The sequence below is a fragment of the Citrobacter amalonaticus genome (assembly GCF_002918555.1).
GTDB classification, from domain to species: domain Bacteria; phylum Pseudomonadota; class Gammaproteobacteria; order Enterobacterales; family Enterobacteriaceae; genus Citrobacter_C; species Citrobacter_C amalonaticus_A.
Map to the genome: position 1 here is coordinate 265,501 of NZ_PQMB01000004.1, position 26,744 is coordinate 292,244.

At 51.6% G+C, this 26,744-nt stretch carries 28 protein-coding genes and 3 tRNA genes; 15 read left to right on the forward strand and 16 right to left on the reverse strand.

The window, feature by feature from the left end; genetic code table 11:
• Positions 1-117: 117 nt before the first annotated feature.
• Positions 118-1,668 carry a YjjI family glycine radical enzyme gene (locus C3432_RS18980; RefSeq protein WP_103778111.1) on the forward strand — a complete coding sequence of 517 codons (1,551 nt, stop codon included), beginning with the start codon at positions 118-120 and terminating at the stop codon, positions 1,666-1,668.
• Positions 1,640-2,503: a YjjW family glycine radical enzyme activase gene (locus C3432_RS18985; RefSeq protein ID WP_103778112.1), complete on the forward strand. Its 864-nt coding sequence runs from the start codon at positions 1,640-1,642 to the stop codon at positions 2,501-2,503. Before C3432_RS18980 ends, C3432_RS18985 begins: the two co-directional genes overlap by 29 nt.
• Positions 2,504-2,543: 40 nt before the next feature.
• Here C3432_RS18985 and C3432_RS18990 read toward each other — a convergent pair whose 3' ends face one another.
• The 8 genes from C3432_RS18990 to C3432_RS19025 all read right to left on the reverse strand — a co-directional run bounded on the left by C3432_RS18990 (position 2,544) and on the right by C3432_RS19025 (position 9,058).
• A complete protein-coding gene (locus tag C3432_RS18990) occupies positions 2,544-3,350 on the reverse strand; it encodes a metal-dependent hydrolase (protein WP_103778113.1) in 807 nt (268 codons plus the stop codon).
• Positions 3,347-4,420: a patatin-like phospholipase family protein gene (locus C3432_RS18995; protein WP_103778114.1), complete on the reverse strand. Its 1,074-nt coding sequence runs from the start codon at positions 4,418-4,420 to the stop codon at positions 3,347-3,349. The genes C3432_RS18990 and C3432_RS18995 overlap by 4 nt, the downstream gene beginning before the upstream one ends.
• A gap of 120 nt (positions 4,421-4,540) precedes the next feature.
• Complete coding sequence (locus C3432_RS19000) at positions 4,541-4,702, reverse strand: DUF1328 domain-containing protein (RefSeq protein WP_071883711.1); 162 nt, start codon at positions 4,700-4,702, stop codon at positions 4,541-4,543.
• Positions 4,703-4,830: 128 nt separating this feature from the next.
• The gene (osmY, locus tag C3432_RS19005; RefSeq protein ID WP_103778115.1) at positions 4,831-5,448 is read right to left on the reverse strand and encodes a molecular chaperone OsmY; all 618 of its coding nucleotides are present in this window, start codon (positions 5,446-5,448) and stop codon (positions 4,831-4,833) included.
• A gap of 407 nt (positions 5,449-5,855) precedes the next feature.
• The gene (gene prfC / locus C3432_RS19010) at positions 5,856-7,445 is read right to left on the reverse strand and encodes a peptide chain release factor 3 (protein WP_103778116.1); all 1,590 of its coding nucleotides are present in this window, start codon (positions 7,443-7,445) and stop codon (positions 5,856-5,858) included.
• A gap of 92 nt (positions 7,446-7,537) precedes the next feature.
• Positions 7,538-8,215, reverse strand: coding sequence for a pyrimidine 5'-nucleotidase (yjjG, locus tag C3432_RS19015; protein WP_103778117.1), 678 nt, complete (start codon positions 8,213-8,215; stop codon positions 7,538-7,540).
• A gap of 14 nt (positions 8,216-8,229) precedes the next feature.
• Positions 8,230-8,676 (reverse strand): ribosomal protein S18-alanine N-acetyltransferase, encoded by a 447-nt coding sequence (gene rimI, locus C3432_RS19020; protein ID WP_103778118.1) that lies wholly within the window; start codon positions 8,674-8,676, stop codon positions 8,230-8,232.
• Positions 8,645-9,058 carry a DNA polymerase III subunit psi gene (locus tag C3432_RS19025; RefSeq protein WP_103778119.1) on the reverse strand — a complete coding sequence of 138 codons (414 nt, stop codon included), beginning with the start codon at positions 9,056-9,058 and terminating at the stop codon, positions 8,645-8,647. The genes rimI and C3432_RS19025 overlap by 32 nt, the downstream gene beginning before the upstream one ends.
• Positions 9,059-9,284: 226 nt before the next feature.
• On the opposite strand from C3432_RS19025, the gene rsmC reads away from it, so the two are divergent.
• The 4 genes from rsmC (at position 9,285) to C3432_RS19045 (ending at position 10,808) form a co-directional block, all read left to right on the forward strand.
• A complete protein-coding gene (rsmC, locus tag C3432_RS19030; RefSeq protein ID WP_103778120.1) occupies positions 9,285-10,313 on the forward strand; it encodes a 16S rRNA (guanine(1207)-N(2))-methyltransferase RsmC in 1,029 nt (342 codons plus the stop codon).
• Positions 10,314-10,488: 175 nt separating this feature from the next.
• Positions 10,489-10,575, forward strand: a tRNA-Leu gene (locus C3432_RS19035).
• A gap of 27 nt (positions 10,576-10,602) precedes the next feature.
• Positions 10,603-10,689: transfer RNA gene (locus C3432_RS19040), tRNA-Leu, on the forward strand.
• 32 nt (positions 10,690-10,721) lie between these two features.
• Positions 10,722-10,808: transfer RNA gene (locus C3432_RS19045), tRNA-Leu, on the forward strand.
• A gap of 37 nt (positions 10,809-10,845) precedes the next feature.
• On the opposite strand, the gene C3432_RS19050 is transcribed toward C3432_RS19045, so the two are convergent.
• Positions 10,846-11,121, reverse strand: a complete 276-nt coding sequence (locus tag C3432_RS19050; protein WP_103778121.1) for a DUF1435 domain-containing protein — start codon at positions 11,119-11,121, stop codon at positions 10,846-10,848.
• A gap of 217 nt (positions 11,122-11,338) precedes the next feature.
• On the opposite strand from C3432_RS19050, the gene C3432_RS19055 reads away from it, so the two are divergent.
• The gene (locus C3432_RS19055; protein WP_103778122.1) at positions 11,339-12,403 is read left to right on the forward strand and encodes a GGDEF domain-containing protein; all 1,065 of its coding nucleotides are present in this window, start codon (positions 11,339-11,341) and stop codon (positions 12,401-12,403) included.
• Between the two features lie 106 nt (positions 12,404-12,509).
• Positions 12,510-13,298, forward strand: coding sequence for a siderophore-iron reductase FhuF (gene fhuF / locus C3432_RS19060; RefSeq protein WP_103778123.1), 789 nt, complete (start codon positions 12,510-12,512; stop codon positions 13,296-13,298).
• Positions 13,299-13,326: 28 nt separating this feature from the next.
• On the opposite strand, the gene C3432_RS19065 is transcribed toward fhuF, so the two are convergent.
• Positions 13,327-14,676 (reverse strand): PTS sugar transporter subunit IIC, encoded by a 1,350-nt coding sequence (locus C3432_RS19065; RefSeq protein ID WP_103778124.1) that lies wholly within the window; start codon positions 14,674-14,676, stop codon positions 13,327-13,329.
• Between the two features lie 225 nt (positions 14,677-14,901).
• On the opposite strand from C3432_RS19065, the gene C3432_RS19070 reads away from it, so the two are divergent.
• Positions 14,902-15,360, forward strand: coding sequence for a YbaK/EbsC family protein (locus tag C3432_RS19070; RefSeq protein WP_103778125.1), 459 nt, complete (start codon positions 14,902-14,904; stop codon positions 15,358-15,360).
• A 30-nt stretch (positions 15,361-15,390) separates the two neighbouring features.
• On the opposite strand, the gene bglJ is transcribed toward C3432_RS19070, so the two are convergent.
• The 4 genes from bglJ to pobA all read right to left on the reverse strand — a co-directional run bounded on the left by bglJ (position 15,391) and on the right by pobA (position 19,073).
• Positions 15,391-16,065, reverse strand: a complete 675-nt coding sequence (bglJ, locus tag C3432_RS19075) for a DNA-binding transcriptional activator BglJ (RefSeq protein ID WP_103778126.1) — start codon at positions 16,063-16,065, stop codon at positions 15,391-15,393.
• A complete protein-coding gene (locus C3432_RS19080; RefSeq protein WP_103778127.1) occupies positions 16,026-16,751 on the reverse strand; it encodes a helix-turn-helix transcriptional regulator in 726 nt (241 codons plus the stop codon). Before C3432_RS19080 ends, bglJ begins: the two co-directional genes overlap by 40 nt.
• A 253-nt stretch (positions 16,752-17,004) precedes the next feature.
• Positions 17,005-17,880: a helix-turn-helix domain-containing protein gene (locus C3432_RS19085; protein ID WP_103778128.1), complete on the reverse strand. Its 876-nt coding sequence runs from the start codon at positions 17,878-17,880 to the stop codon at positions 17,005-17,007.
• Positions 17,881-17,888: 8 nt separating this feature from the next.
• The gene (pobA, locus tag C3432_RS19090) at positions 17,889-19,073 is read right to left on the reverse strand and encodes a 4-hydroxybenzoate 3-monooxygenase (protein ID WP_103778129.1); all 1,185 of its coding nucleotides are present in this window, start codon (positions 19,071-19,073) and stop codon (positions 17,889-17,891) included.
• Between the two features lie 291 nt (positions 19,074-19,364).
• On the opposite strand from pobA, the gene C3432_RS19095 reads away from it, so the two are divergent.
• From C3432_RS19095 to opgB, 6 genes are all read left to right on the forward strand, one after another.
• A complete protein-coding gene (locus C3432_RS19095; RefSeq protein ID WP_103778130.1) occupies positions 19,365-20,141 on the forward strand; it encodes a threonine/serine exporter family protein in 777 nt (258 codons plus the stop codon).
• Positions 20,132-20,605, forward strand: a complete 474-nt coding sequence (locus C3432_RS19100; RefSeq protein ID WP_103778131.1) for a threonine/serine exporter — start codon at positions 20,132-20,134, stop codon at positions 20,603-20,605. The genes C3432_RS19095 and C3432_RS19100 overlap by 10 nt, the downstream gene beginning before the upstream one ends.
• 95 nt (positions 20,606-20,700) lie before the next feature.
• Complete coding sequence (gene dnaT, locus C3432_RS19105) at positions 20,701-21,240, forward strand: primosomal protein DnaT (RefSeq protein ID WP_103778132.1); 540 nt, start codon at positions 20,701-20,703, stop codon at positions 21,238-21,240.
• A 2-nt stretch (positions 21,241-21,242) separates the two neighbouring features.
• Positions 21,243-21,980, forward strand: coding sequence for a DNA replication protein DnaC (dnaC, locus tag C3432_RS19110; protein WP_103778133.1), 738 nt, complete (start codon positions 21,243-21,245; stop codon positions 21,978-21,980).
• A gap of 61 nt (positions 21,981-22,041) precedes the next feature.
• Positions 22,042-22,530 (forward strand): DUF2501 domain-containing protein, encoded by a 489-nt coding sequence (locus C3432_RS19115; protein ID WP_103778134.1) that lies wholly within the window; start codon positions 22,042-22,044, stop codon positions 22,528-22,530.
• A gap of 253 nt (positions 22,531-22,783) precedes the next feature.
• On the forward strand, positions 22,784-25,075 hold the full coding sequence (gene opgB / locus C3432_RS19120; protein WP_103778135.1) for a phosphatidylglycerol--membrane-oligosaccharide glycerophosphotransferase: 2,292 nt from the start codon (positions 22,784-22,786) through the stop codon (positions 25,073-25,075).
• 205 nt (positions 25,076-25,280) lie between these two features.
• Here opgB and C3432_RS19125 read toward each other — a convergent pair whose 3' ends face one another.
• Together C3432_RS19125 and C3432_RS19130 are read right to left on the reverse strand one after the other, a co-directional pair.
• A complete protein-coding gene (locus C3432_RS19125; RefSeq protein WP_103778136.1) occupies positions 25,281-25,688 on the reverse strand; it encodes a hypothetical protein in 408 nt (135 codons plus the stop codon).
• A gap of 77 nt (positions 25,689-25,765) precedes the next feature.
• Positions 25,766-26,536 (reverse strand): collagen-like protein, encoded by a 771-nt coding sequence (locus C3432_RS19130; protein WP_103778137.1) that lies wholly within the window; start codon positions 26,534-26,536, stop codon positions 25,766-25,768.
• Between the last annotated feature and the right edge of the window lie 208 nt (positions 26,537-26,744).

Consider the following 26,744-nt stretch of genomic DNA (forward strand, 5'->3'; position numbering starts at 1 on the left):
CAAACAATTAACCTTCGCCCCGCTATTCTTCTGTTCGCAAGCGGATCAGGATCAAAGGTGCCACTGCGGCAACTTTCTACAATGACGCCTCATCTTCGGCATAAAAAGGAAACGCAGATGCCTACTTCAAGCGAAACAGCGCTGCAACAACGTTGCCAGCAAATTGTGACCAGCCCGGTACTCAGCCCTGAGCAGAAACGCCATTTTCTGGCACTGGAGGCCGAGAACAACCTGCCTTATCCGCAGCTGCCTGCCGAAGCCCGCCGCGCGCTGGATGACGGTGTTATCTGCGATATGTTCGAAGGTCACGCGCCGTTCAAACCGCGCTACGTTCTCCCTGATTACGCGTGTTTCCTGGCAAACGGTTCGGCCTGGCTGGAGCTGGAAGGCGCACAGGATCTTGATGATGCCTTGTCCTTACTGACCATCCTGTACCACCATGTTCCGTCCGTTACCTCGATGCCGGTTTATCTCGGCCAGCTTGATACGCTGCTGCAACCATATGTTAGAATTCTAACACAAGAAGCGATCGATATCCGAATAAAACGTTTCTGGCGTTATCTTGACAGAACGCTGCCAGATGCTTTTATGCATGCCAATATTGGCCCAGCGGACACCCCCATTACCCGCGCCATTTTGCGCGCCGATGCTGAGCTAAAGCAGGTAGCACCTAACCTGACGTTTATCTATGATCCCGATATCACACCGGACGATCTGCTGCTGGAGGTTGCTAAAAATATCTGTGAATGCAGCAAACCGCACATTTCCAATGGCCCGGTTAATGATAAAATTTTCACAAAAGGTCACTATGGCGTCGTCAGTTGTTACAACTCTCTGCCGCTTGCCGGCGGCGGCAGTACGCTGGTACGGCTTAATCTGAAAGCCATCGCAGAGCGCAGCGAGTCTGTCGATGACTTCTTTAGCCGGACCCTGCCGCACTATTGCCAGCAGCAGATCGCCATCATCAATGCGCGATGTGAATTCCTCTATGAAAAATCACAATTCTTTGAGAATAGCTTCCTGGTACAGGAAGGGTTGATCGATCCGCAACGTTTTGTGCCGATGTTTGGTATGTACGGCCTGGCGGAAGCGGTAAACCTGCTGTGCGAAAAGACGGGGATGAATGCCCGTTACGGGAAAGAGGAAACGGCCAACGATCTGGGTTATCGCATCAGCGCCCGGCTTGCCGAATTTGTCGAAAATACACCGGTAAAATATGGCTGGAAACAGCGCGCGATGCTGCATGCTCAGTCCGGCATCAGCTCTGATATCGGTATCACGCCTGGCGCACGTTTACCGTACGGCGATGAACCGGATCCGATCACCCATCTGCAAACCGTCGCGCCGCACCATGCGTATTACCATTCCGGGATCAGCGATATTCTGACGCTGGATGAGACGATCAAACGTAACCCACAGGCGTTGGTACAGCTCTGCCTCGGTGCCTTCAGGGCGGGAATGCGCGAGTTCACCGCCAACGTCAGTGGCAACGATCTGGTGCGCGTCACGGGTTATATGGTGCGCCTGTCCGATCTGGAAAAGTATCGCGCTGAAGGATCCCGCACTAATACCACCTGGCTTGGGGAAGAAGCCGCGCGTAATACCCATATTCTGGAACGGCAGGCCCGCGTGATTAGCCATGAACAGCAGATGCGCTTCGGTAAGTAAAATTATTCCCTTCTCCTGCGTGGACGGGCCAGGCAGTCGCCTGGCTCTGTTTTTGCAGGGATGCAACCTTCGCTGTAAAAATTGCCACAACCCCTGGACAATGGGACGTTGCAACGATTGCGGGGAGTGTGTTCCACAGTGCCCGCATCAGGCGCTGAGCCTCAGTGCGGGCAACGTTGTGTGGCGGGCAGATATCTGCGAGCAGTGCGACACCTGCCTGCAGATGTGTCCGCATCATGCAACGCCGATGGCGCAAACCATGAGCGTCGACGATGTGCTGTGTCATATCCGCAAAGCATCGCTATTTATTGAAGGTATTACCGTCAGCGGCGGCGAGGCGACAACACAGTTGCCGTTTATTGTCGCGCTGTTCACTGCCATTAAGGCCAACCCACAGCTGCAATCGTTAAGCTGCCTGGTGGACAGCAACGGTCTGCTCAGCGAAACCGGCTGGGAAAAACTGCTGCCGCTTTGCGACGGCGTGATGCTGGATCTCAAAGCCTGGGACAGCGCGTGTCACAGGCGGCTCACCGGGCGGGATAATGCGCCGATCAAGCGCAGCATTACTCTACTGGCAGAACAGGGAAAACTGGCGGAACTACGTCTGCTGGTGATCCCCGGTCAGGTTGATTATTTGCAGCATATCGCTCCGCTGGCGGCATTTATCAGGCAACTTGACGACGTACCGGTACGCCTAAATGCCTTCCATGCTCATGGTGTTTACGGTGAAGCCCGTGAATGGCCGAGCGCCACGCCGAAGGATGTGGAGCAGCTGGCAGAAGCATTACGGGAACGTGGCGTGGATAAACTGATCTTCCCGGCGCTGTATCTTTAGCGGCTGAATACACAAAATAATTCCAGATGTATCAGGACCGCTAACAACGCGGCAACGTGAAGGATGAGGTGTGCAGATTGAACAATGCCATCGTATTGCGGTACAGCGCTTCGGCTATCACGTCAGCCGGTTCCGGACGCAGCTCACATAACACCGAAAACACCCTGGCTGCCTGCTCCGGACGGTTCGGCTGCCCCTGAAAACCATTCAGCGGCATATCCGGCGCGTCGGTTTCCAGCAGCAGCGCCTCCAGAGGCAGTTGCGCCATCACGTCACGCGTTTTACTGGCGCGCGGATAAGTAATCGTGCCGCCCACACCAATTTTATACCCCAACTGCACAAACCTCTCCGCTTGCTGCAAGCTACCGGAGAAGCCATGCACCACCCCCGTTCGCGGCAGATCCTGACGCTTAAGATGCATCGCCAGCTTATCGTGAGTACGCCGCGAGTGGAGGATCACCGGCAGATCGTAGCGTTTTGCCAGGTTAAGCTGCAACGCGAATAACGACTCCTGCCGTTCAAACTGTGGATCATCCCGATACAGATCGAGACCTATCTCACCGACCGCCACGACTTTGCCCGCCCCCTTTTCCAATGCCTGTTGCAGCCGCTCCAGACTGTCGCGTTGATGGCGTTCAATCACTATTGGATGCAGCCCCAGCGCGGCAAACAGAGGCGGAAATTGTTCGGCCAGTGCCAGCACGCGCCCAAAATGTGCCGCCTCTGTCGCCGGTATAATGATTTTTTCGACGCCCGCCTCAGCCGCACGTCTGAGACTGTCAGCCTCGTCCCCGGTAAACGGCGGAAAATCAAAATGACAGTGTGTGTCGATAAAGCGAATGCTCACGCCAAATCCTCACTATCAAAAGTGGTGTCGTTCGCCTGGGGCGCGTCATTCACTGTTGTTACATGCGCATCGTTGGCCACCGGTGCCGGAGGGATCACCACCGGTGCAGGGGTCACGATTTGCGGCAAATGGCGAGAAAGTGGCGGTTTTTCTGCCAACAGTTTGCCGACGGTCGCCAGGAAATACCGACCGCATAAACGCCCGGTTTTGTAATCCTCACGCAGCGCCGGAATGCGGCTGCCCAATGCCATGCTCACCAACGGCTTCGGCGGATAAATTTCAAAGATCCGCAGCTTGCCCGGCGGCTTTTCGATAAACCGCTGAATTTCGCTATAGCTGGCTTCATGATGCTGCACCAGATTAACCAGCGGTTGCAGGCTGCTTTCACCCAGCCAGCGTTCCATACGCTTGAACCATTGCGGGGTGTAGTACATTTGTGACGGAACGGTACGGATCACTACCAACGTTTTCGCTCCCTGCCTTGCCGCCTCGCGAACCGGAATAGCATCGCTGATGCCGCCATCCAGATAATTGACGCCATCCAGCGCTACGCCGGAACGATAAAACCCAGGAATTGCGCTGGAAGCGCGAATGACATCGAGCCAGTTTTGCTTCGTGGGTGAGAAATAGCCCGGCGTATAATCATCCCCCCGGCAGGCGCACATGTAGAAAGATTTTCCCGTCTGAAACAGGCGCTCAGCGGTGTCCATTGCCAGCGGCATCTGCCCGGCTGTCGATTCTGTCAACCAATCGAGATCGATAAGATTACCGCCGCGCACAAATCGTACCGGATCGAAAAACTCACGCCTGGTGGTATAGCGCATAATGACTTTGCGGCCGTAGCCTGGCTGGTTGCACAGGTAGGCAGAAAGATTCTGCGCCCCTGCGGAGGTGCCATAGTAGAGTTCAAACGGGTTGAACTGCGCGCGCATAAATTCATCAAGCACACCGGCGGTGAAGATCCCGCGTTGTCCTCCGCCCTCACACACCAGCGCCATACGACCGGGTTTGAATTTGCTCAGCGATAACGGCGCAATATTACCGAGTGTGACGGGTATTCGTTGGCCCACCTCTGCCTTCCTGTTTTCATTTTTTTAGAGGACAAAGTAACGCAATTTACTGACGGCTAAAACAGTAAAAGCCAGTCCACTGGACTGGCTTAGTTGCAACTTTACTTTACAGATGACGTATCAGGGTCGTTTACGACCGGTAAACAGGCTTACCAGGAACAGGATAATCCCTACAACGAAGACAATTTTTGCTGCCCATGCAGCGGTACCTGCCAGTCCACCAAATCCCAGAGCAGCGGCAATTAACGCGATAACCAGAAATATAATGCCCCAACGAAACATAAGCCTCTCCTTTACCATAGTTAATGTCGACCGCTTGCTATGAGTGCTCAGGCAACTCATTAGCGATATTTTTAGTGTGGTGCACATTCCGCCTCCCGACAAATGTCAGGAGGACGAATTACAACGAATTACTTAGCTTTCAGATCGTTTTTGACGCTTTTCACGCCATCAACAGCTTTGGCGATGCTTTCAGCGCGTTCAATTTGCGCCTGAGAATCGACGGTACCGGAGAGCTGAACGACGCCATCGGTCGTTTCAACTTTCACTTTACGAGATGGGACAATGTCATCTGCCAGCAATTTCGCTTTGATTTCACTGGTTGTCGCCGTATCACCGGCATACCCTTTCACAGAACTTTCTTTATTGTCGCGAACATGGAGTTTGTCGCTTACCGAGGTGACGCCCTCAATACCTTTCGCTACTTTCACTGCTTCTTCGGCCTGAGCCTGGCTTTCGACAAAACCACTCAGCGTCACAACTTTTTGATCGGTTTTAACAGAGATATCGGTGCTCTTAATATTTTCGTTATCCACCAGCGCGGCCTTTACTTTCGCCGTGATGGTGCTGTCATCCATGAAGTTACCGACTTTATTCATAGAGCTATCGACTTTCTGCCCTGCGGTTTCAGCACCGGAGTGCGCTTTATCCGTTGTGGTGTTTTCTGCAAATGCAGAACCAGTAGCCACAGCAGAGGTCAACATCACGGCGAGCAGAGTTTTAGAAATCTTCAGTCTTGTCATAGTCATCGATTTGTTCCTGTATAATTTGCTCATAATTTGAGCTCAGGCAACACGCTGGTTGCATTGCTGAATAGGGAAAAATATCTCCCAGCTCAGAAGTCAATGGCAGTCATCACATTCAGTAATGGTTATGAAGAAACATTGCCATAAAGCGTCCTGAGTCAGTTATTAATATTGCGATAACAATAAACACCAGCCACAACCGCTTAAATTCACGCATTGAACAGCATTTAAAGCCGGTGTTTATGTCATCACTTTGTTAAATATAGATCACAATTTTGAAATCGCTCGCCGAATCGAACAAAAAACAGGCGGTCATAAGAAAAAATGAGGGATTTAAGAACATTCCGTAAGCGGCTAAAAAGGCAGGGAAAGTGACAGGGCGCAGCGGTTGCTGCGCCCTGGAGGGACGATTAGTGTTCGCGAGTTTTGCGGAACTGCACGTCAGGATAACGTTCTTGCGTCAGGTTGAGGTTAACCATGGTTGGCGCGATATAAGTGAGGTTGTCACCGCCATCAAGCGCCAGTTGAACTTCATTCTTACGCTTAAACTCTTCGAATTTCTTCACGTCAGCGCATTCCACCCAGCGGGCAGTGGCCACGTTGACGGATTCATAAATCGCTTCGACGTTGTATTCACTCTTCAGACGAGCAACCACCACGTCGAACTGCAGGACACCCACCGCACCAACAATCAAATCGTTGTTGGCAATCGGACGGAACACCTGGACTGCGCCTTCCTCAGAGAGCTGGACCAACCCTTTCAGCAGCTGTTTCTGCTTTAGCGGATCTTTCAGACGAATGCGGCGGAACAGCTCCGGCGCGAAGTTCGGAATACCAGTGAACTTCATCATTTCGCCCTGGGTAAAGGTATCGCCGATCTGAATGGTGCCGTGGTTGTGCAGACCCAGAATATCGCCCGGATACGCTTCTTCCACGTGCGAGCGGTCTCCGGCCATAAAGGTCAGCGCATCGGAGATCACCACATCTTTGCCAATACGCACCTGGCGCATTTTCATGCCTTTTTCGTACTTACCAGAAACGACACGCATAAAGGCCACGCGGTCGCGGTGTTTCGGATCCATGTTCGCCTGAATCTTAAAGACGAAACCAGTGAACTTCTCTTCTGCCGCTTCCACGGTACGGGTATCGGTTTTGCGCGGCATCGGCGCTGGCGCCCACTCAACCAGACCGTCGAGCATATGGTCAACGCCAAAGTTACCGAGCGCGGTACCAAAGAAGACCGGTGTGATTTCCCCCGCCAGGAACAGCTCTTTATCAAATTCGTTCGATGCGCCCTGCACCAGCTCCAGTTCATCACGCAGCTGCTGCGCCAGGTCTTCGCCCACCGCAGCGTCGAGATCCGGGTTATTCAGACCTTTAACAATGCGTACTTCCTGAATCTTATGACCAAGACCAGTCTGATACAGGTAGGTCTCATCTTTATAAAGGTGATAGACGCCCTTGAAGAGCTTGCCGCAGCCAATCGGCCAGGTGATCGGCGCACAGCCGATTTTCAGCTCGTTCTCAACCTCATCCAGCAGTTCCATGGGATCGCGGATATCGCGGTCAAGTTTGTTCATAAAGGTCAGGATCGGCGTGTCGCGCAGACGGGTTACTTCCATCAGCTTACGGGTCCGGTCCTCTACCCCCTTCGCGGCGTCGATAACCATCAGGCAGCAGTCCACCGCCGTCAGGGTACGATAGGTATCTTCCGAGAAGTCTTCGTGCCCTGGGGTATCCAGCAGGTTAACCAGGCAGTTGTGATACGGAAACTGCATTACCGAGGTAGTGATAGAGATACCACGCTGCTTTTCCATCTCCATCCAGTCAGATTTCGCATGCTGGCTGGAGCCACGGCCTTTTACCGTTCCGGCAGTCTGAATCGCCTGTCCGAACAGCAGAACTTTCTCAGTAATCGTCGTTTTACCGGCATCCGGGTGAGAAATAATGGCAAAAGTGCGGCGCTTGGCCACCTCCTGCAAATAAGGAGACAACGTCATAATTCAATCTTCTTGATAAGGCACGGCATGACACCGCGCATGTTGAATACGAAAAATTGCGGCTATTTTACCCATCAACGGGGGGGAGGCAATCAGTGTTTACACAGGAGCTGCTCCAGTTCGCTTAATGACGTTACGGTCCAGGTGGGTTCAATGCCTTCAGGTTGTGCCCGATGATGGACATTCAGCCAGCAGGTGGAGAGTCCGGCGTTAATCCCCCCCTTAATATCCGATTCGGCGGTATCCCCCACCATTAATACCCGCGAACGGTCAGGGTTACCCGCCTGCGCCAAGGCATAATCAAAGATTTGCGGATCCGGCTTCGCGACGCCAACCTGCTCGGAAATCACCAGCAGGTCAAAATAGTCACGCAGACCGGTACGCTCCAGGCGGATTTGCTGTAACGCGGTAAAGCCGTTAGTAATGATGCCGATTTTGCTCTTACCGCGAATAGCGTTAAGCAACGAAACCGCCCCAGGTAACGGGGAGCAGATCTCCGCCATAGCATTAATAAAGGCATCGTTGAGCTGGCCTGGCGCAACGTCCAGGCGTTCGGCCCAGCTCTGAAAACGGGCATGTTGCAGCTGTAACGAAGTAATGGCGCCGTTCTGATAATCCACCCATAGCGGTTTATTCACGGCCTGGTAGTCCTGAAAATCTTCAGCGGTAAAGGTAATGCTGTAGTCGAGAAACATCCGCTGTAAGCCGGTAAACGAGTCAAATGTAAACAGCGTTTCGTCGGCATCAAAGAAAATCCAGTCCCACTTCATCATTCCACCTTGTCTTACATACTGATTGGCAATGCCATTATGATGGCGTCTTCGCGACCGTCGGCGGTCGGATAATAATTGCGGCGAACCGTTGCCTCGTTAAAGCCTAAGCTTTCGTACAGTGCGATGGCGGCAACGTTAGAGGCGCGTACTTCCAGCCACAGCGTCAGGACGCCGCGTTTTTCCAGTTCATCGATCACATGCTCCAGCAGCGCCCTTCCCAACCCGCGGCGCTGAAAATCGGGATCGACGGCAATATTGAACAGCGTAGCTTCATCCAGTACGACCTGCGTAATGGCGAATGCGGCCATTTTCCCGCCTACCGTCAGCTGATAGTTGAGGTAACGTTCGCCCTGATTGCTGGAAAATGTTTGTTCACTCCATGGAAACGCATGGGCGCGCTTTTCAATCTGAAATGCGGCAGGTAAATCAGTCGGGCTGAGGGAAGAAATCGTGTTCATATGCGCAGATTTGTTGCCATAGTGCGGCACGTGCCACAGGGCTTGTCAGTAATTCGTTATACGCAGGTGTCGAAACCTGTGCGCCTTTCAGTTGCAGCGTCTCGTCCGTTCCCAGCCGCCAGCTGTTACAGCGGCTCCCCTCTGGCAACATCGCGACGCGATCTGGCGTCACCTGTAGAACCTGGTCAGGGCTGATGGTTAATGCGCGTAAAATATCGTTGACCAGCGGCTCGGTCAGGGCCGGTAATTCCTGAGCAACCATCACCAGACGAACGTGCGCAGGAATGGAAATCGCGATCTCCCCCTGTAACGCGCCGGGGCGACGCAGCGACCACTGGGTAATGCCCAGCTGTTGTAACTGCCAGTCTCGTCGGGTTGTCATAGCGAATCGCTCCTGTCGGTCAGGGGCGCAAATATAGCAAATTTGTCGAATCTGCGCCATCAAACAACGATACACATCATCCTCCAGGCTGACCCGGCGTTGCCCACGTTCCCGCCCCTGATCACATCGTTATCTCTGCTGCCAGGACGCGCCCGCTTGCCGCCTTGATTCAGCTTGAATGATTTTGTGTATATAATCGCCCCTTGCATAATTTGAGGAGCATTCCATGTCTGCTTTTACCCCGGCAAGTGAAGTCTTGCTGCGCCACAGTGATGATTTCGAACAAAGCCGTATTCTGTTTGCCGGAGATTTGCAGGATAACCTGCCCGCGCGCTTAGAGAGCGCCGCCAGCCGCGTACATACACAACAACTCCACCACTGGCAGGTTTTGAGCAGTCAGATGGGGGATAACGCGCGCTTTAGCCTGATAGCCCAGGCCGAAGATGTGGCCGACAGTGACACGCTGATCTACTACTGGCCCAAAAATAAGCCGGAAGCACAGTTTCAGCTGATGAACATTCTCTCGCTGCTGCCAGTGGGCACCGATATTTTTGTCGTCGGCGAAAACCGTAGCGGCGTGCGTAGCGCTGAGCAGATGCTGGCGGAATATGCGCCGCTGAACAAAATCGACAGCGCACGTCGCTGCGGGCTGTATCATGGTCGCCTTGAAAAACAACCGATTTTTGACGCCGAAAAATTCTGGGGTGAATACCACGCGGATGGCCTGACCGTGAAAACCCTTCCGGGCGTATTCAGCCGCGATGGTCTGGATGTGGGTAGTCAACTGCTGCTTTCCACCCTGACGCCGCACACGAAAGGCAAGGTACTGGACGTCGGCTGCGGCGCTGGCGTGCTTTCCGTCGCGCTTGCCGGCCACTCACCTAAGGTCCGCCTGACGCTGTGTGATGTCAGTGCGGCAGCCGTTGAAGCCAGCCGCGCCACGCTTGCAGCAAACGGTATTGAAGGTGAAGTCTTTGCCAGCAACGTTTTCTCTGAGGTGAAGGGGCGTTTCGATATGATTATATCAAACCCGCCGTTCCACGATGGCGTTCAGACCAGCCTTGATGCCGCGCAAGCGCTGATTCGCGGTGCCGTGCGTCATCTCAATAGCGGTGGTGAACTGCGTATTGTAGCCAACGCCTTTTTACCCTACCCGAAAGTGCTGGATGAAACGTTTGGTTTTCACGACGTTATCGCCCAGACGGGACGTTTTAAAGTTTATCGCACGGTCATGACGCGCCAGGCGAAAAAATAAGACTCACAGGCCAGAGCAAGTCTCTCCACCGCCATCCGGTAAGGTTTTGCACATTGCCGGATGACGTCCATTTTTCCAGCAATTGAACCCGCCCACGCAATTAACTATTGACGAAAAGCTGAAAACAACTAGAATGCGCCTCCGTGGTAGTGATTCTTTTTAGAGTCGATGGTATGCGAAGGTGGCGGAATTGGTAGACGCGCTAGCTTCAGGTGTTAGTGTCCTTACGGACGTGGGGGTTCAAGTCCCCCCCCTCGCACCAAAACCACGTTGATATTGCTCGCACTGGGCGAAGGTGGCGGAATTGGTAGACGCGCTAGCTTCAGGTGTTAGTGTTCTTACGGACGTGGGGGTTCAAGTCCCCCCCCTCGCACCAACGAGGCAATATCAAAAAAGTAAGATGACTGTGCGAAGGTGGCGGAATTGGTAGACGCGCTAGCTTCAGGTGTTAGTGTCCTTACGGACGTGGGGGTTCAAGTCCCCCCCCTCGCACCAATTATCTTGCTAACTTCTTGATTCTCTTCTCTTATTTTCAGCTCTGATTCCAGTTCATCATCATCAAAACAATTCCGCTAATCAGCGCCAGGCACGATGGCAGCAGAACGAAGTGTCTGAGATGCTTGTGATAAAGCATCAGCGGAGTCAGTAATAATCCTGATATAATCATCGCTTTCCATGCTTCAAGAGACAGATCGGCAAATGCCAGTCCGGCAATCAGAATCCCCGGCAGTAACACTCCCCAACCACTACCCAGCGCCCGCTGCAACATGGTTTCACCTCTTAAACCGATAATGATAACCAATATCATATGATATATTTTCTCATTTGTCAGCAAAGCATCGATGTCACTTACATGAGTTTTAATTAACAATTGATGACATGAATTCTACAAGGTGATAAATTGTTCAGCGTTTAATTCACAAACATGACAAACCCACTCGTTAAGCGAGCTTTCTTCTCGCCCGTTATTTTTCATTTTGGCAGCCTGTACAGTGTAATAGATAGATAAATAACGATATTCCGATATGACAGTACAAACCTGGCACACATTACGCACAAAGAAATATCAGCTTTCTTTACGCCTGTTTTTGTTTCTCAACGCCGTTTCGGCGCTGTTTGCGCTGGCGTTTCCTGTTTATCAGGTCAAAGCCGTTTCCCCACCGGGCATCGCGATCTTCGCCATTAGCGCATTACTGCTGGCATGGCACGGAAAATATGCGAATAAAAGAATCAATATTCCACTGACATCCACGATATTTGGACTTTTATGGGCCGGACATATTGCGCTGAAATATAACGCAATTAATCATGATGATTATTCCTTTTTACTGATTGCATTACTCAGCGTACTGTTTATTGGCTCAATCGCTTTTGCTAATAATATCATCGCGTTCACGCTCCATTCGTTACCCTCGGTACTGGTGTGCCTGTGGCTTAACGGCAGCGAGCACGGGCTGCGCGTCATCTACTTAATGGCGCTGCCTATGACGGGGATCGCCATCCAGCATCTTATCCAGAAACGCTATGATGATTTCGCTCAACAGCTGATGTTTAAACTGCTTGCCGAAAAAGAAACGCTGAATGGTCTGAGTATGCTCGATCCTTTAACAGGCTTGTACAATCGCCGTGGGCTGCAAAATAAGCTGGATACGCTACAGGCGCTGGATAATCAGGAACACTATGTGCTGCTGCTGGATATCGATCACTTCAAGGCCTATAACGATCACTACGGGCATACGATGGGCGACCAGGCGCTGATCCGCGTCTCAGCCGCCATTCGCGACGCCGTCCGTTCCCGCGACGTTGTCGTCCGCTTCGGTGGCGAAGAATTCATGGTGTTGTTAACCGCCAGCGATCCACAACAAGCACGTACCGCGGCTGAACATATTCGTCAAAACGTCTACGATCTGAAAATTCCGCACAGGTTCAATGAAAGCGTTGCAACTAACGTGACGATCAGTATCGGCATTGCACCATTGAGAGATTGCAACGTGGAAGAAGCGATAAGGAAAGCAGATAAAGCGCTGTATGAAGCCAAAAATCTGGGACGCAACCACATTCTGGTCAGCGGCGACCCTTGTGTCGTCTGACGGTTCAATCGCGGGACGCTGCATAAGCTGACAACAAAGATCTTGCTATCGATTATGGCTATCGCTAGGATTGGAAATCATTATCATTTAGATTTCTATCCAGGTTATGCCATACCGTTCCGCATCGATCATTGAAAATGTCATCTGGCGTTCACATCTCCAGCCGAAGGTCCCTGGGCTGGCCGAAGCCGTGCGTGCAACGATAGCCCAAACCCGCGAACATCTACTTGATTTCATCCGTCTGGATGAACCAGCCCCTCATGATGCAATGACACTCGCGCAGTGGTCCAGCCCCGCAACGCGAACCTCTCTGTTGGCGGTCTGGTCAGACCATATTTATCGTAACCAGCCCACGCTGCCGCGCGAAAATAAACCGCTGCTCTCCCTCTGGGCGCAATGGTATATCGGACTGATGGTGCCGCCGCTGATGCTCGCCCTGCTTACACAGGAAACGGCAATTGATGTCTCACCAGAGCACATCCATGTGGAGTTTCATGAAACGGGTCGTGCCGCCTGCTTCTGGATTGACGTCCACGAGGATAGCCTGGCGACTGCGCAATCACCTCAGGCACGTATGGAAACGCTGGTCACCCAGGCGTTAGTTCCGGTGGTTGAAGCACTGGAAGCCACCGGAGAAATTAACGCCAGGCTCATCTGGAGCAATACCGGATATCTGATCCACTGGTATCTGACGGAAATGAAGCCACTGCTGGGTGAGGAGTTATTGAACACCTTACGCCACGGCTGTTTCTTTGAAAAACAACTCTCAAACGGTGCGGATAATCCGCTCTGGCGCACCGTTGTGCCGCGTGAAGGCCTGCTGGTACGTCGAACCTGCTGCCAGCGCTACCGCCTGCCGGATGTGCAACAGTGCGGTGACTGCACGCTGAAATAACCAGGGAGCCGCAGCGCCCTGGTCCATCTTATAACGCAATCTGTTCGCTTTCGTCTTCTTCATGCCGGGTCTCTTCAGCCTCCTGCGCCAGGAGTTGCTTCTCATAGACCTTGAAGAACGGGAAATAGATAATCGCGGAAACCAACGCCAACAGCACCACCAGAATTGCCGCACGATAATCCCAACCCAGCGCCCACGCCGCCCCAACCGGTGCCGGTGCGGTCCAGGGAACAACGGATATCACGCGACCAATCAAATCCAGCTTCATCGCCGCCCATGCCAGCACAGCGTTAACCATTGGCGCCAGTAAAAACGGAATAAAGAACACCGGATTCATGACAATGGGTGTCCCGAAAATCACCGGTTCATTAATATTGAAGATGCTGGGTACAACGCTCAGACGGCCAATAGATCGCAGATGAACGGAACGACTGCGCAGGTAGCAAATAACCAGCCCCATCGTCGCCCCGGAGCCGCCAACAACGATGAAGAAAGTCCAGAAAGCTTCCATAAAAATATGCGGCAATGGCGCCCCCTGCGCCAGCGCGCTCTGGTTCATGCCAAGGTTAGTCAGCCAGAACATTTGCAGCATTCCGGAGACAATTGCCGCGCCGTGGATCCCTGCAAACCAGAGCAGATGCCCAATTAACACCGCCAGCAGGATAGCCGGAAGCGAATCGGCAGCAGAAACCAGCGGCTTAAAGATGGCCATAATCGCCTGCGGTATCAGCATGTCGAACTGCGACTGGATCACCAGGCTTAGTGGATACAGCGTTAACACCACCACCAGGACCGGGATCAGCAGATCAAAAGAGTTTTTGATCATTGGCGGCACCTGATCGGGCAGACGAATACCGATGTTATGGGCCTTCAGAAAGCGCATCATCTCAACGCAGTAAATTGCCACCAGAATCGCGGTAAAAATCCCGGTACCTCCCAGGCTATCAACCGGCATTGTCCCTTTAGTTTTGGGCGCGGCAACCAGTAAGAAAGCCATAATGGAAAGCATCGCACACATAAACGGATCCAACTGATACGACTTAACGTAATGTTTACCCAGGTTATAAGCGATAGCCGCGCAGATATAGACAGACATGATCCCCATCGTCATATCAAAAGGGGTGAGGATCTGACCTTCAAACTGTTTTGCTAAATCCAGCCAGGCGCGGGCGAACCCCCAGGTTGTATCGGGCGAAAACGGCGGATAGGCAAAAACCAGCAGAAACGATCCAACGATCATAAATGGCATTGCCGAAATAAAACCATCACGGATAGCCATGACATGGCGCTGGGACGAGATTCTCCCGGCAACCGGACTGACGTAGTTTTCAACAAACCGGAAAATCACATTAAAGACTGCATGGTTAGTAGATTTCATAAGTGACTCTTTTTATGTGATACAGAGGAGATGACAAACTCAGTATTAATCCCTCTGCTCCGTAACTGCAACCGGTTACCGTAACCGGTTTCTGTGATTGTGAAGAGGATCGAAAAATCCTCCGTGTTGCGGGTTTGTTATATTAAAATATTTACAGGAACATCAGACGTATGACAAATTACGCACGCAATTTTCCGAAGAACGGTATGATGTCAGGAGAAATGAATGAGTCTGCAATCCGTACGGCAATTTCTGGCCGAACATGCCCCCGATATTGAAATCATCGAGTTAAATCAAAGTACGGCCACGGTAGAGTTGGCGGCAAAGGCACACAACGTGGCGCCAGGACAAATTGCGAAGACGCTTTCGCTTAAGGTAAAGGGTAACGTTATTCTGATTGTCGCCAGAGGCGATGCTCGTCTGGATAATAAGAAGCTCAAAGAGGTCTTCGGAGCCAAAGCTCGCATGCTCAGCAGTGATGAAGTTGTCAACGCCACAGGCCATCCCGTTGGCGGCGTCTGTCCGTTTGGTTTAGAAACACCACTTCCGGTCTATTGCGATGTTTCCCTGAAGAACTATGTTGAAGTATTGCCCGCCGCTGGCGCTACATATAGTGCTATACGAATAGCGCCAGAGCGAATGGCAAAATTGACGTCAGCGGAATGGGTCGATGTTTGTCAGTAGACAAACCTTTATGCTGGTATGACCCACTCGCTATACGGAATGTAATGCAGGAAGGGGTTCCCCGCCACGCATGTAAAGCAAGATATCTGCGGCATCCAGCAGTCCGGCGTCATTACTGACACCCAGTTTAGACATCACATTAAACTTATGTGCCCGAATTGTCTTGATGTTGCGTTCCAGTTGAACGGCTATCTGGGGCATAGAATACCCATTAGACATAAAACGCAGTATTTCACGCTCTGTGGGGCTTAATATGCGATTCAGATTAAGAAACCACAGATTATCCGAGCTTTCTGTTACACGACGGGTATTGCTTAATGCTGAAAATAACTCTTCCTGCAGCGCTTCCAACGGCGTGGTCTTACTGAGCACGCCATCAAGATGTGAAGGCGATAGCGAGTTAATTAAACGTGCTTCTACATCATCATCTGCAATGACCAGTCGCCGCATACGCGGCCAGTCAGTTGCCATTTCCGTCAGAAAGGCCAGTCCTACTCTGCGCTCTTTTCTTATGGTGGAGAGTGAAAAAATAACCGTTGAAAATGATGTTGTCAGCATCGCTTTTTTAAAGGCCGTTTGCGTAGAAAAAATATGCAGCTGATAAGGGCTATTGGGCATGGTATGAAATAAACTCTGAATACCCACGCTGCTCATTACACATTTTTCTAAGAGTGCGACATTTCTCTTACTGTTTCTGTTTTCCATTCCGTGGCATCTCCATAGGCTGAAGGTAAATTCAACTCTCTTGCTCCTTGAGAACTGTTTATCCAGGCATACATCTCAGCATTGCTATGTATCGACAGGCGACGCATAGCGCTATTCTTTTGGGCGCTGATTGTCTTATTACTCTTCTTGAGTAATGCCGCAATCTGGTTAATCCCCCATCCTTTTCCCAATAAACGCAAAACCTTACGCTCAGAGATCGTCAAAATAATCGAACGGATACCAGGATCCTGAGGCTCATCGAGTAGAACCGGAGACAACAGCGCCTTACTAATTCGTTCCGAGCGGGTGTGACCAAAGCGAATAGTGCTAATCAGGCTCTCTATAGGCTCAATATCAGACAACAACGTGCTGGCAGGCCCCATCAGTAGCTCCACGGCCTGCGCATAGTAGGCGCGAGAAACAAGGAACACCCAATGAATGTCGCGATACTGTGAAATTAACCGATAGAACTGTTCACAGACGAGATGAGGCTGATGGCAATCCCCAGTGAGATCAGCGATGACTAATTCAGAACGACGAAGTTGCAATAAAGTGAGTTCTTCTACAGAAGAAAAAGATGTTAATTCATAATCAGAGAAATGACTCTGCATTACACCTTTTAGTCCTGCCTGCATGACAGGTATTTTACTAATAACAATTCCATTTTTGCAGCATCCAGGCAACATATTTCCTCCATATTCACGGGCCATCCTTCCCGTTTACCTTATTCCTATACTAATAAATATATATACCTGACGAAATGAAATAGGAAAAACAATAGACGGCACGAATTATTTACCCTTTAATTTCTTTATCAGTATAGCTATAATTACATTACAGCGCTGCACAGGATAAAGCAAGATAACCGTATCAAAAAAAATCACATATAAATATTAATCTAAATTAACTAAATGATCATATAAAAGCGACGCACAAAGTTTAGCTTCGTTTAATAATTTCACGATATGTTTTAGGCGACATATCCGCATGTCTTTTAAAAAAACGTGAGAAGTAGGTAACATCACTAAACCCCAAATAATCAGAGACCTGGCTTATTGTCATCCCGGTATATTGCAGGCTTCGTTTCGCCTCCAGCATGAGCCGCTGATGTAGCACAACCAATGCACTACAATTATGAAATTCACGGCATAACTGATTAAGTACATTCACCGATATCCCCACTCTGCGAGCATATTCAACCAGTGAAATATGCTCGCGGTAGTGGCTTTCCACCTGGCGAGCGAAAAGACGCATCACGCTACGCTTACGCTCTGTCTTATCTTTTTGCACCACATTCGTAAGATCTTGTCTGCGCAGCCAAACCAGTAGAGTGCCCAGTAATGAGAACAGCATCATTTCGCGCGCCTCATTATCAGTATCGTATTCTCGCTGCAGGGCGGAAAATAACAAACTGATTTGGCTACGCGACTGCGCAACCGGTACACACTGCGGCGTAGTTAATACAGAAAGCGGTTGAAAAAACTGTGATTCCAGGCGGTCAATCAGCGGCAACGCCAGCGATAACACATAGCCTTGCGTCCCCGGTGAAAAACGAAAACCGTGTACCGATAACGCAGGGACAATTTGGATACAGGGCTCACGCATAACCGTCGTCTGCCCCTCAATCTCAATAGAAGCTTGCCCACGATGCAGATAGAGAAGTTGCACCAGTTCTGCGTGCTGATGAACCCGAATATGCCACTCGTACAGACTGCTGCGCTGATGAATAGATTCACAGTGCAGCAGATCGGGCGTCGGCCACCCTTCCTGTTCGCCATACAATTTAAAAACGGGGATCATTTTCTCTGACTGCATAACACGCCTCAGTCTACCTTTTCATACGCCAGGCCTACATAGTTTTCCGCAATGGTCATCAGTCCAGCCGTCGACTCCAGATAATAGTGACGGTCGGCTTCCTGCATTTTTCTGTCAAAATCGCTTTTCTCCTGAAAATCATGCAATAAATGCGTCATAAACCAGCTGAAGCGTTCTCCTTTCCAGACGCGATTCAGCGCCAGCTGTGAATAAACAGCCAGTAGATCGGCGCGCCCGTGCTGATAGTATTGTGTCAGGATACGCCACAGATAATTCACATCAGAGGCGGCAAGATTGAGCCCTTTAGCGCCGGTCGGCGGCACAATATGCGCAGCATCCCCCAGCAGAAAAAGTTTGCCGTACTGCATCGGCTCCACAACATAGCTACGTAATGGGGCAATACTCTTCTCAAGTGAGTGACCCGTCACTAACTTCGCTGAAAGCTCGACAGGCAAACGCTGTTTTAGCTCATTCCAGAAGCGCTCATCGCTCCATTTATCCACCTGCTCGCTTAACGGTACCTGTAAGTAATAGCGGCTTCTTGTTAGTGAGCGCTGACTACACAACACAAATCCACGCTCATGATGCGCGTAAATCAGTTCAGAGTTGATCGGGGGCGTATCGGAAAGTAATCCCAGCCAGCCAAATGGCCAGATGTTCGTATATTCACGTATGACTTCCCGCGGAATGCTCTGTCTGGATACGCCATGAAAACCATCACATCCGGCAATAAAGTCACACTCAATACGGCACGATTCCCCCTCTTTTTTAAACGTGATACTGGGGTGGTCGCTTTTTGCATCGTGGATTTCAACGTCACTTACGCCATAAATCGTCGGCGCACCGCAGTCACTGCGCGCCTGCATGAGATCCCGCGTCACTTCCGTTTGTCCGTATACCACCACGCTTTTACCGCCGGTTAACTCACTCAGTGGCACAGGAATGCGCTTCCCATCGAAAATAAACTCAATCCCATGATGAATTAATCCCTCGCGATCCAGCCGTTGTGCCACCCCCGCCTCACGCAGCAGGTCAACCGTTCCACTTTCGAGGATCCCCGCGCGGATCCGGCCGAGCACATAGTCAGGTGCCTGACGCTCAATAATCAGCGTCTGAATCCCCGATTTGTGCAGCAACTGTCCCAACAACAATCCGCACGGGCCCGCCCCAATAATCGCTACCTGAGTTTTCATTACCTCACCGCCTTAAGTTAATTATTTGTTTAAATAATGTTTAATGAAAGTTTCAGATTGCATTTTTGATAAGCCGGGGAGGAAAAAGAAGGGATGAATCCGTCTAAAATTTGCACTTTTCACCGATTTGGCAAAAATGTGGCGCAGTTCAAATTCTGAAACCTGGCCCTGTGGTGTTTTTTTCATCACAAAATTGATCTTAGCCAGAGCCAGATTGGCGGTGCTTCATGATACAAAGGAGTCTTTCGTCATCAGATAGCACGCAATACGTCTTTTCAGTCAGGGCGAATCATGCAAGAAGAGCAGTCGTTACAAAGAACAGTGACACGATTATGTATTCAGTGCGGGCTTTTTTTATTACAACACGGAGCGGAAAGCGCGCTGGTTGATGAACTCTCCACCCGTCTGGGTCTGGCATTGGGCATGGACAGCGTAGAAAGCGCGATCTCCTCTAATGCGATCGTTCTTACCACGATTAAAGACGGGCAATGTCTCACCTCAACGCGAAAAAATCAGGATCGCGGCATTAATATGCATATGGTTACGGAAGTACAGCATATTGTCATTCTGGCGGAACACCGGCTGCTGGATTACAAAGGTGTAGAAAAACGCTTTAGCCAGCTTCGTCCATTGCGCTATCCGCGCTGGCTGGTCGCGCTGATGGTTGGCCTCTCCTGCGCCTGTTTCTGCAAGCTGAACAACGGCGGATGGGATGGTGCAGGCATCACCTTCTTCGCCAGTGTAGCTGCCATGTATATCCGCCAGCTCCTGGCCTACCGCCATCTTCATCCACAGATTAACTTTTGCATTACGGCATTCGTCGCCACAACCATCTCCGGTCTGTTGCTCCGCCTCCCTGGCTTCAGCCAGACGCCAACCGTGGCGATGGCGGCGAGCGTTCTGATGCTGGTCCCCGGCTTTCCGCTCATCAACTCCGTCGCGGATATGTTCAAAGGTCATATCAATACCGGCCTGGCACGCTGGGCCATTGCCAGCTTACTGACGCTGGCAACCTGTGTTGGGGTCGTCGTGGCATTAACGCTTTGGGGGCTTCGCGGATGGGTGTAATCGAGTTTATTCTCGCGCTAATGCAGGACATGATTCTGTCCGCGATCCCCGCAATGGGATTTGCAATGGTGTTTAACGTTCCGCACCGGGCGCTTCCCTGGTGCGCACTGCTGGGGGCATTGGGGCACGGTTCGCGCACGATCATGATGACCGCCGGATTTAACATCGAATGGTCAACGTTTATGGCTTCGCTGCTGGTCGGCAGTATCGGCATTCAATGGTCACGCTGGTATCTGGCGCATCCAAAAGTCTTTACCGTCGCCGCGGTGATCCCCATGTTCCCTGGCATCTCAGCCTATACGGCCATGATCTCCGCGGTAAAAATCAGCCATTTCGGCTACAGCGAACCGCTGATGATCACCCTGCTGACCAATTTCCTCAAAGCGTCGTCAATTGTCGCCGCACTCTCTATCGGACTTTCCGTGCCGGGGCTTTGGCTATACCGCAAACGTCCGCGCGTTTGAGTGATACGGCAGGCTTATCCCTGCCGCTCTCTTCCGTCTGTGTGTTACTATAAAAGCAGTGTCCCTTCTCGATTGTAGCCGTATTGAGTAACGTTATGTCTTCCAGAATCTTAACCCCGGACGTCATAGGTATTGACGCCTTACTACACGATCACCACGCGGTGCTGGCCAAATCGGCAACTGGCGCGGTTGCGGTGTTTGCCAACAACGTACCGGCTTTTTATGCCGTGACGCCTGCTCGCCTGGCGCAACTGCTGGCGCTTGAAGAGAAGCTGGCAAGACCGGGTAGCGACGTGACGCTGGATGCGCAACTGTATGAGGAACCGCAGTCCGTGCCAGTGGTCGTGCCGATGGGGAAATTCGCCATGTATGCCGACTGGCAACCGGATGCCGATTTTCAGCGTCAGGCCGCGCTATGGGGCGTAGCGTTAAGAGAACCGATCACCGCTGAAGAGTTAGCCTCATTCGTGGCTTACTGGCAGGCGGAAGGCAAAGTCTTTCACCACGTTCAATGGCAGCAAAAGCTGGCGCGAAGTGTACAAATCAGCCGGGCCGGCAACGGCGGTTTGCCTAAGCGTGACGTGAACACGGTCAGCGAACCTGACAATCATATTCCACCGGGTTTTCGAGGTTAACGATGAAAAACGTTGGCGAACTGATGAAACGTCTGCAAAAAATGATGCCTGCGCACATTGAGCCCGCATTTAAAACAGGCGAAGAGTTGTTAGCCTGGCAGAAAGAGCAAGGGAAAGTCCGGGCGGCTGCGCTGGCCCGCGAAAACCGGGCCATGAAGATGCAGCGCACGTTTAACCGTTCCGGCATTCGTCCGTTGCATCAGAACTGCTCGTTCGACAACTACCGCGTTGAAGGCGAGGGGCAAATGAACGCCCTCAGCAAAGCGCGTCAATACGTTGAAGAGTTTGATGGCAACATTGCCAGCTTTATCTTCTCGGGCAAGCCGGGGACAGGGAAAAACCATCTCGCCGCGGCGATCTGCAACGAACTGCTGCTGCGCGGTAAATCGGTGCTGATTATCACCGTTGCGGACATCATGTCAGCCATGAAAGATACCTTCAGCAACCGTGAAACCAGCGAAGAACAACTGCTGAACGATCTCAGCAATGTCGATTTGCTGGTGATCGACGAAATCGGCGTGCAGACCGAATCCCGCTATGAAAAGGTGATCATCAATCAGATCGTCGATCGTCGATCGTCCTCAAAACGGCCAACCGGTATGCTGACCAACCTGACCATGGATGAAATGAATAAACTGCTCGGCGAACGGGTCATGGACCGTATGCGTTTAGGCAACAGCTTGTGGGTAAACTTCAACTGGGAGAGTTACCGCAGCCGCGTGACCGGAAAAGAGTATTAAGACCATTCCTAACATCAGCAGCGCTATACTGCAACACACGGCATATACACGAGTAATAACCATGAAAACGACAAAACGTCTTCTGTGCTGCGCGATTGCCGCCAGCGCACTCATCGCCACCAGCACTTTTGCCGCCTCCTGGCAAGATTCGCTCTCCAGCGCCGCCAGCGAACTTAGCAAACAAAGCAGCACCGAACAGGGCGGTACATCACTCTCCTCCCTGACCAGCCTGCTAAACGGCGGTAATCAGGCGTTGAGCGCCAGTAACATGAATAACGCCGCAGGTATTATGCAGTACTGCGCCAGGCAGAAGCTGGCTTCCGTTACCGACACAGAGAACGTGAAAAACCAGGTGCTGGATAAACTGGGTCTGGGGACCACAGAGCAAAAACAGGACACCAACTATCTGGATGGGATCCAGGGGTTGCTGAACACCAAAGATGGTCAGCAGCTGGATCTCAACAATATTGGCAGTACTCCGCTGGCGGAAAAGGTAAAAACCAAAGCCTGCGACCTGGTTCTGAAACAGGGCGTCAACTTTATCTCCTGATCCCTAAACGCTGCGCTTTAGCCGCTTCCCGGTGAGCGCAGCTTCAAACCTCTTTTTCTCCCCTTCTTTTACGTACATTCACTCGCCAGGCGGGAAGTGAAGACGATCAAAAATGTCCATTTCTAAACCAATTCTGAATGGCAGTGCATTTTAATGTCACTAGAATTGCAGCAAGATGACATCACAATTACATTGTACTTCCTGAAAAGAGAATACGCTGCCAGTCGAATGCTGGTTTACTGAGGATTGCCGGTTGTCTGAACTACTCTCTCTCACCCTGTTTCTCGCCTCCGTGCTGATTTATGCCCTGAAAGCGGGACGCAATACCTGGTGGTTTGCTGCCACCCTGACGGTGCTGGGGCTGTTTGTCGTTTTAAATATCACGTTGTATGCCAGTGACTACTTTACCGGTGACGGCATTAACGACGCGGTTCTCTACACGTTGACCAACAGCCTGACGGGCGCTGGCGTGGGTAAGTACATATTACCGGGCGTGGGGATCACACTCGCATTAGTTGCGGTTTTTACGGCATTAGGCTGGGTGTTGCGCCGTCGCCGTCACCATCCTCACCACTTCGGTTACAGCCTGCTGGCTCTGATTCTGGCATTAGGCTCCGTGGACGCCAGCCCGGCGTTTCGCCAGATTAGCGAGCTGGTCAAATCTCAGTCGCGCGATGGCGATCCGGATTTCACCGTCTGGTACAAAGAACCGTCAAAGAGCATTCCCAAACCGAAGCTCAACCTGGTTTACATCTACGGTGAAAGCCTGGAACGTACCTATTTCGATAACGATGCCTTCCCGGATCTCACCCCGGAACTGGGGGCGTTGAAAAATGAAGGACTGGACTTCAGCCACACCATGCAGCTGCCGGGTACGGATTACACCATCGCCGGGATGGTCGCCTCCCAGTGCGGTATTCCGCTGTTCGCGCCATTTGAAGGCAACGCCTCAGCGTCCATGTCCAGTTTCTTCCCGCAGAATGTCTGCCTCGGCGATATCCTGAAAAATTCCGGCTATCAGAACTATTTTGTGCAGGGGGCGAACCTACGCTTTGCCGGAAAAGACGTGTTCCTCAAATCTCACGGTTTTGACCACCTGTACGGTGCCGAAGAGCTGAAAACCGTGGTGGCGGATCCCGACTATCGCAATGACTGGGGCTTCTACGACGACACGGTTCTCGACGAAGCGTGGAAGAAATTTGAAGCGCTCTCCCGCTCCGGGCAACGTTTCTCGCTGTTTACGCTAACGGTGGATACCCACCATCCGGACGGTTTTATCTCCCGCACCTGTAACCGCAAACGCTACGACTTTGACGGCAAGCCCAACCAGTCCTTTAGCGCAGTCAGTTGCAGCCAGGAGAACATTGCAGAATTTATTAACAAGATCAAAACCTCCCCGTGGTTTAAAGACACCGTTATCGTGGTTTCTTCCGACCACCTGGCCATGAACAATACCGCCTGGAAATATCTCAATAAACAGGATCGTAACAATCTGTTCTTTGTGATTCGCGGTGACCAGCCTCAGCAGGATACGCTGGCTGTCAAACGTAACACGCTCGATAACGGCGCGACCGTGCTGGATATTCTTGGCGGCGATAACTTTCTCGGCCTCGGGCGCAGCAGCCTCTCTGGTCAGTCATTGTCAGAAGTTTTCCTCAACAGCAAAGAGAAGATTCTGGCGATGAAGCCGGACATTATCCGCCTGTGGAACTTCCCGAAAGAGATGAAAGATTTTACCGTCGATCAGGATAAAAAGATGATCGCCTTCTCCGGCAGCCACTTCCGTCTGCCGCTGCTGCTACGGGTGTCGGACAAACGCGTCGAACCGCTGCCGGAAAGCGAATACTCAGCCCCACTGCGCTTCCAGCTTGCCGACTTTGCCCCACGAGATAACTTTGTCTGGGTTGACCGCTGCTATAAGATGGCGCAGCTGTGGAAGCCTGAACTGGCGCTATCCACTGACTGGTGCGTTTCGCAGGGACAGCTGGGAGGACAACAAATCATCCAGCACGTCGATAAACCACAGTGGAAAGGCAAGACCGCATTTAAAGAAACGGTCATCGACATGGAGCGTTATAAAGGCAATGTCGATACCCTGAAAATTGTCGATAATGATATTCGCTACAAAGCAGACAGCTTTATCTTTAACGTCGCAGGCGCGCCGGAAGAGGTGAAGCAGTTTAGCGGTATCTCCCGCCCGGAATCCTGGGGACGCTGGTCTAATGCTCAGCTCGGTGAAGAGGTTAAAATTGAGTACAAAGCGCCGTTGCCCAAGAAATTTGATCTGGTGATTACCGCCAAAGCCTTTGGCGACAACGCGAACAAGCCCATCCCTGTCCGCGTGGGTAACGAAGAGCATACCCTGGTGTTGGGAAATGACATCAGCACCACAACCCTGCACTTCGACAACCCCAGCGCCGCCAGCACGCTGGTGATTGTCCCGCCAGATCCCGTCGCAACCAATGAAGGCAATATTCTCGGCCATTCGCCGCGTAAGCTGGGTATCGGTATGGTGGAAATCAAAGTCACGAATGCGGAAGGTTAACGTCAGGAGAGCAGCCCGCCGTACGGCGTGGCAGATTTAATTTTGATTTGCACAACTTGTGCGCGATATAATTATGAGAATCGCCTTCATGGCGGTGTCTCTTGATCGTTCGGGTGGTGCCGGACGATCCGGCTGGCGCGGGTGGTGCCGTACCAGCCATGAATAGCCGCCCTTATGGGCGGCTTTTTCTCTTTCAGAAACCGTTTTATGGCTTAACTTTCACGGTGCTGACCTTGCCGGTCTCATCCACGGCGATCGTGACATGGTCGCCTTTAATATTCACAAACTCCCCGGATACCTGGTGAAAACCCAGTTCTTTCAGCGAATGAGCTGCTGACACAACATCCTGTGCCAGAACATTTTCGTCTAATGCCGCGTTAAGCCTGGCACGAGCGGTCACACGGTCATCGGTGCCATGCCTGTCGTCGACATGCCGTGAGGGGCTGACGCCATTCCCGGCAGCCGTCTTATGAATATCACATGTGCCATCGGCTTCAGTTACCTGCGTACATCCGCTACGCTCGAGTTGAGCACGATAGCCGGAGCTAATGGCGTTCGCGTTGCAAGCAACCAACAGGGCAGCAAAAGCGACAACGGGGGTCATCTTTTTCATTACGATCTCTCTTCCAGGTGAATGACATTTCAGATGCTTTCATTAAAGCCGTTCTGAAAGTCGTAGGGGTGAAAAGCTTAGAAATCGCTGTGAAATCCAAGAGAGCCGCCCGCCGCAGTACCGTCATAACTTGCCTGTACCGTTACGGCTGAATGTGCATTTGCCTGAAATTGCATGCCGCCAGCAATTGCCGTGCTGCTTTCATACTGTCCGACGGCAACGGCATAGCCGCTTTGATTGGCGTTATAATGGAGGTTTGCAGAAGCCTGTGCCGATGCGCCGAGATTGCGGACATCACGTTTCAACTCAGCAATATCCTGCTCGTTCTTCGCTGCCTGTGCCTTTGTTTCCAGATCTGCCGCAGCGGTCTGCTGAACAATCGCTGTCACGCCGTCTTTCCCGTCATGACCTGCGGCCCCAGTTAAACCCCGGGCCCCCTGCGCCCCGGCCCTGCCCGTTGCACCTGTTGCACCACTCTGCCCCTGCGCGCCATCTTTACCATCGTGTCCTGCCTTACCATCAATGCCGTCGCGCCCGCTTACGCCATTTCGAGCAACCGGCATATTTTGCAGATTACGGATAGCAGCATCCTGCGCCGCATCGTGATCATTACTCTGCTGTTGTACCTGGTTTACATAAGCGTTAACCGCTGACAGCTTCGCAGCAGTGTCACTGTTCAGGCTGCGAATGTCATAAGCATTGCGCTGAATGCCCGCACTGTGGTCATAACCATTCAGGCGAAGACTATCAATCATCTGATCCTGGAGTGAGTCATAAGAGGTGGAATTGGCTGCAAAAGTGGAAGCGCTTACAGTCGCAAAAACAAAGGCGCTCAACGTCTTTTTCATGGTGGTGTCTCATGTGGAAATAATGTCTAAAAATGATGGTCGGTGGTGTGGCCGACGGCGCTCCATGTCCTGAAATTCAGTCCATCTCGCAGCCAGTAATCATTTATTTTGCGGCACGTATCATCTGTTTCTAATAGTGATACGGTTCACATTTTGAGCGCTCATTTTTAGCAAAAAGTGGCATTGCGTTATTGATCCAGATCAACAA

Bases quoted from the DNA above. Each gene is read 5' to 3' on its own strand.
- C3432_RS19130 (WP_103778137.1), bottom strand. From the start codon at position 26,536: ATGAAAAAGACGTTGAGCGCCTTTGTTTTTGCGACTGTAAGCGCTTCC.
- C3432_RS19080 (WP_103778127.1), bottom strand. From the start codon at position 16,751: ATGTTGCCTGGATGCTGCAAAAATGGAATTGTTATTAGTAAAATACCT.
- fhuF (WP_103778123.1), top strand. From the start codon at position 12,510: ATGCCATACCGTTCCGCATCGATCATTGAAAATGTCATCTGGCGTTCA.
- C3432_RS19070 (WP_103778125.1), top strand. From the start codon at position 14,902: ATGAGTCTGCAATCCGTACGGCAATTTCTGGCCGAACATGCCCCCGAT.
- C3432_RS19050 (WP_103778121.1), bottom strand. From the start codon at position 11,121: ATGATATTGGTTATCATTATCGGTTTAAGAGGTGAAACCATGTTGCAG.
- pobA (WP_103778129.1), bottom strand. From the start codon at position 19,073: ATGAAAACTCAGGTAGCGATTATTGGGGCGGGCCCGTGCGGATTGTTG.
- C3432_RS19115 (WP_103778134.1), top strand. From the start codon at position 22,042: ATGAAAACGACAAAACGTCTTCTGTGCTGCGCGATTGCCGCCAGCGCA.
- C3432_RS19125 (WP_103778136.1), bottom strand. From the start codon at position 25,688: ATGAAAAAGATGACCCCCGTTGTCGCTTTTGCTGCCCTGTTGGTTGCT.
- rimI (WP_103778118.1), bottom strand. From the start codon at position 8,676: ATGAACACGATTTCTTCCCTCAGCCCGACTGATTTACCTGCCGCATTT.
- dnaC (WP_103778133.1), top strand. From the start codon at position 21,243: ATGAAAAACGTTGGCGAACTGATGAAACGTCTGCAAAAAATGATGCCT.
- C3432_RS19085 (WP_103778128.1), bottom strand. From the start codon at position 17,880: ATGCAGTCAGAGAAAATGATCCCCGTTTTTAAATTGTATGGCGAACAG.
- C3432_RS19065 (WP_103778124.1), bottom strand. From the start codon at position 14,676: ATGAAATCTACTAACCATGCAGTCTTTAATGTGATTTTCCGGTTTGTT.
- C3432_RS19000 (WP_071883711.1), bottom strand. From the start codon at position 4,702: ATGTTTCGTTGGGGCATTATATTTCTGGTTATCGCGTTAATTGCCGCT.
- bglJ (WP_103778126.1), bottom strand. From the start codon at position 16,065: ATGGAAAACAGAAACAGTAAGAGAAATGTCGCACTCTTAGAAAAATGT.
- C3432_RS19095 (WP_103778130.1), top strand. From the start codon at position 19,365: ATGCAAGAAGAGCAGTCGTTACAAAGAACAGTGACACGATTATGTATT.
- yjjG (WP_103778117.1), bottom strand. From the start codon at position 8,215: ATGAAGTGGGACTGGATTTTCTTTGATGCCGACGAAACGCTGTTTACA.
- C3432_RS18980 (WP_103778111.1), top strand. From the start codon at position 118: ATGCCTACTTCAAGCGAAACAGCGCTGCAACAACGTTGCCAGCAAATT.
- osmY (WP_103778115.1), bottom strand. From the start codon at position 5,448: ATGACTATGACAAGACTGAAGATTTCTAAAACTCTGCTCGCCGTGATG.
- prfC (WP_103778116.1), bottom strand. From the start codon at position 7,445: ATGACGTTGTCTCCTTATTTGCAGGAGGTGGCCAAGCGCCGCACTTTT.
- rsmC (WP_103778120.1), top strand. From the start codon at position 9,285: ATGTCTGCTTTTACCCCGGCAAGTGAAGTCTTGCTGCGCCACAGTGAT.
- C3432_RS18985 (WP_103778112.1), top strand. From the start codon at position 1,640: ATGAACAGCAGATGCGCTTCGGTAAGTAAAATTATTCCCTTCTCCTGC.
- C3432_RS19100 (WP_103778131.1), top strand. From the start codon at position 20,132: ATGGGTGTAATCGAGTTTATTCTCGCGCTAATGCAGGACATGATTCTG.
- C3432_RS19055 (WP_103778122.1), top strand. From the start codon at position 11,339: ATGACAGTACAAACCTGGCACACATTACGCACAAAGAAATATCAGCTT.
- dnaT (WP_103778132.1), top strand. From the start codon at position 20,701: ATGTCTTCCAGAATCTTAACCCCGGACGTCATAGGTATTGACGCCTTA.
- C3432_RS19025 (WP_103778119.1), bottom strand. From the start codon at position 9,058: ATGACAACCCGACGAGACTGGCAGTTACAACAGCTGGGCATTACCCAG.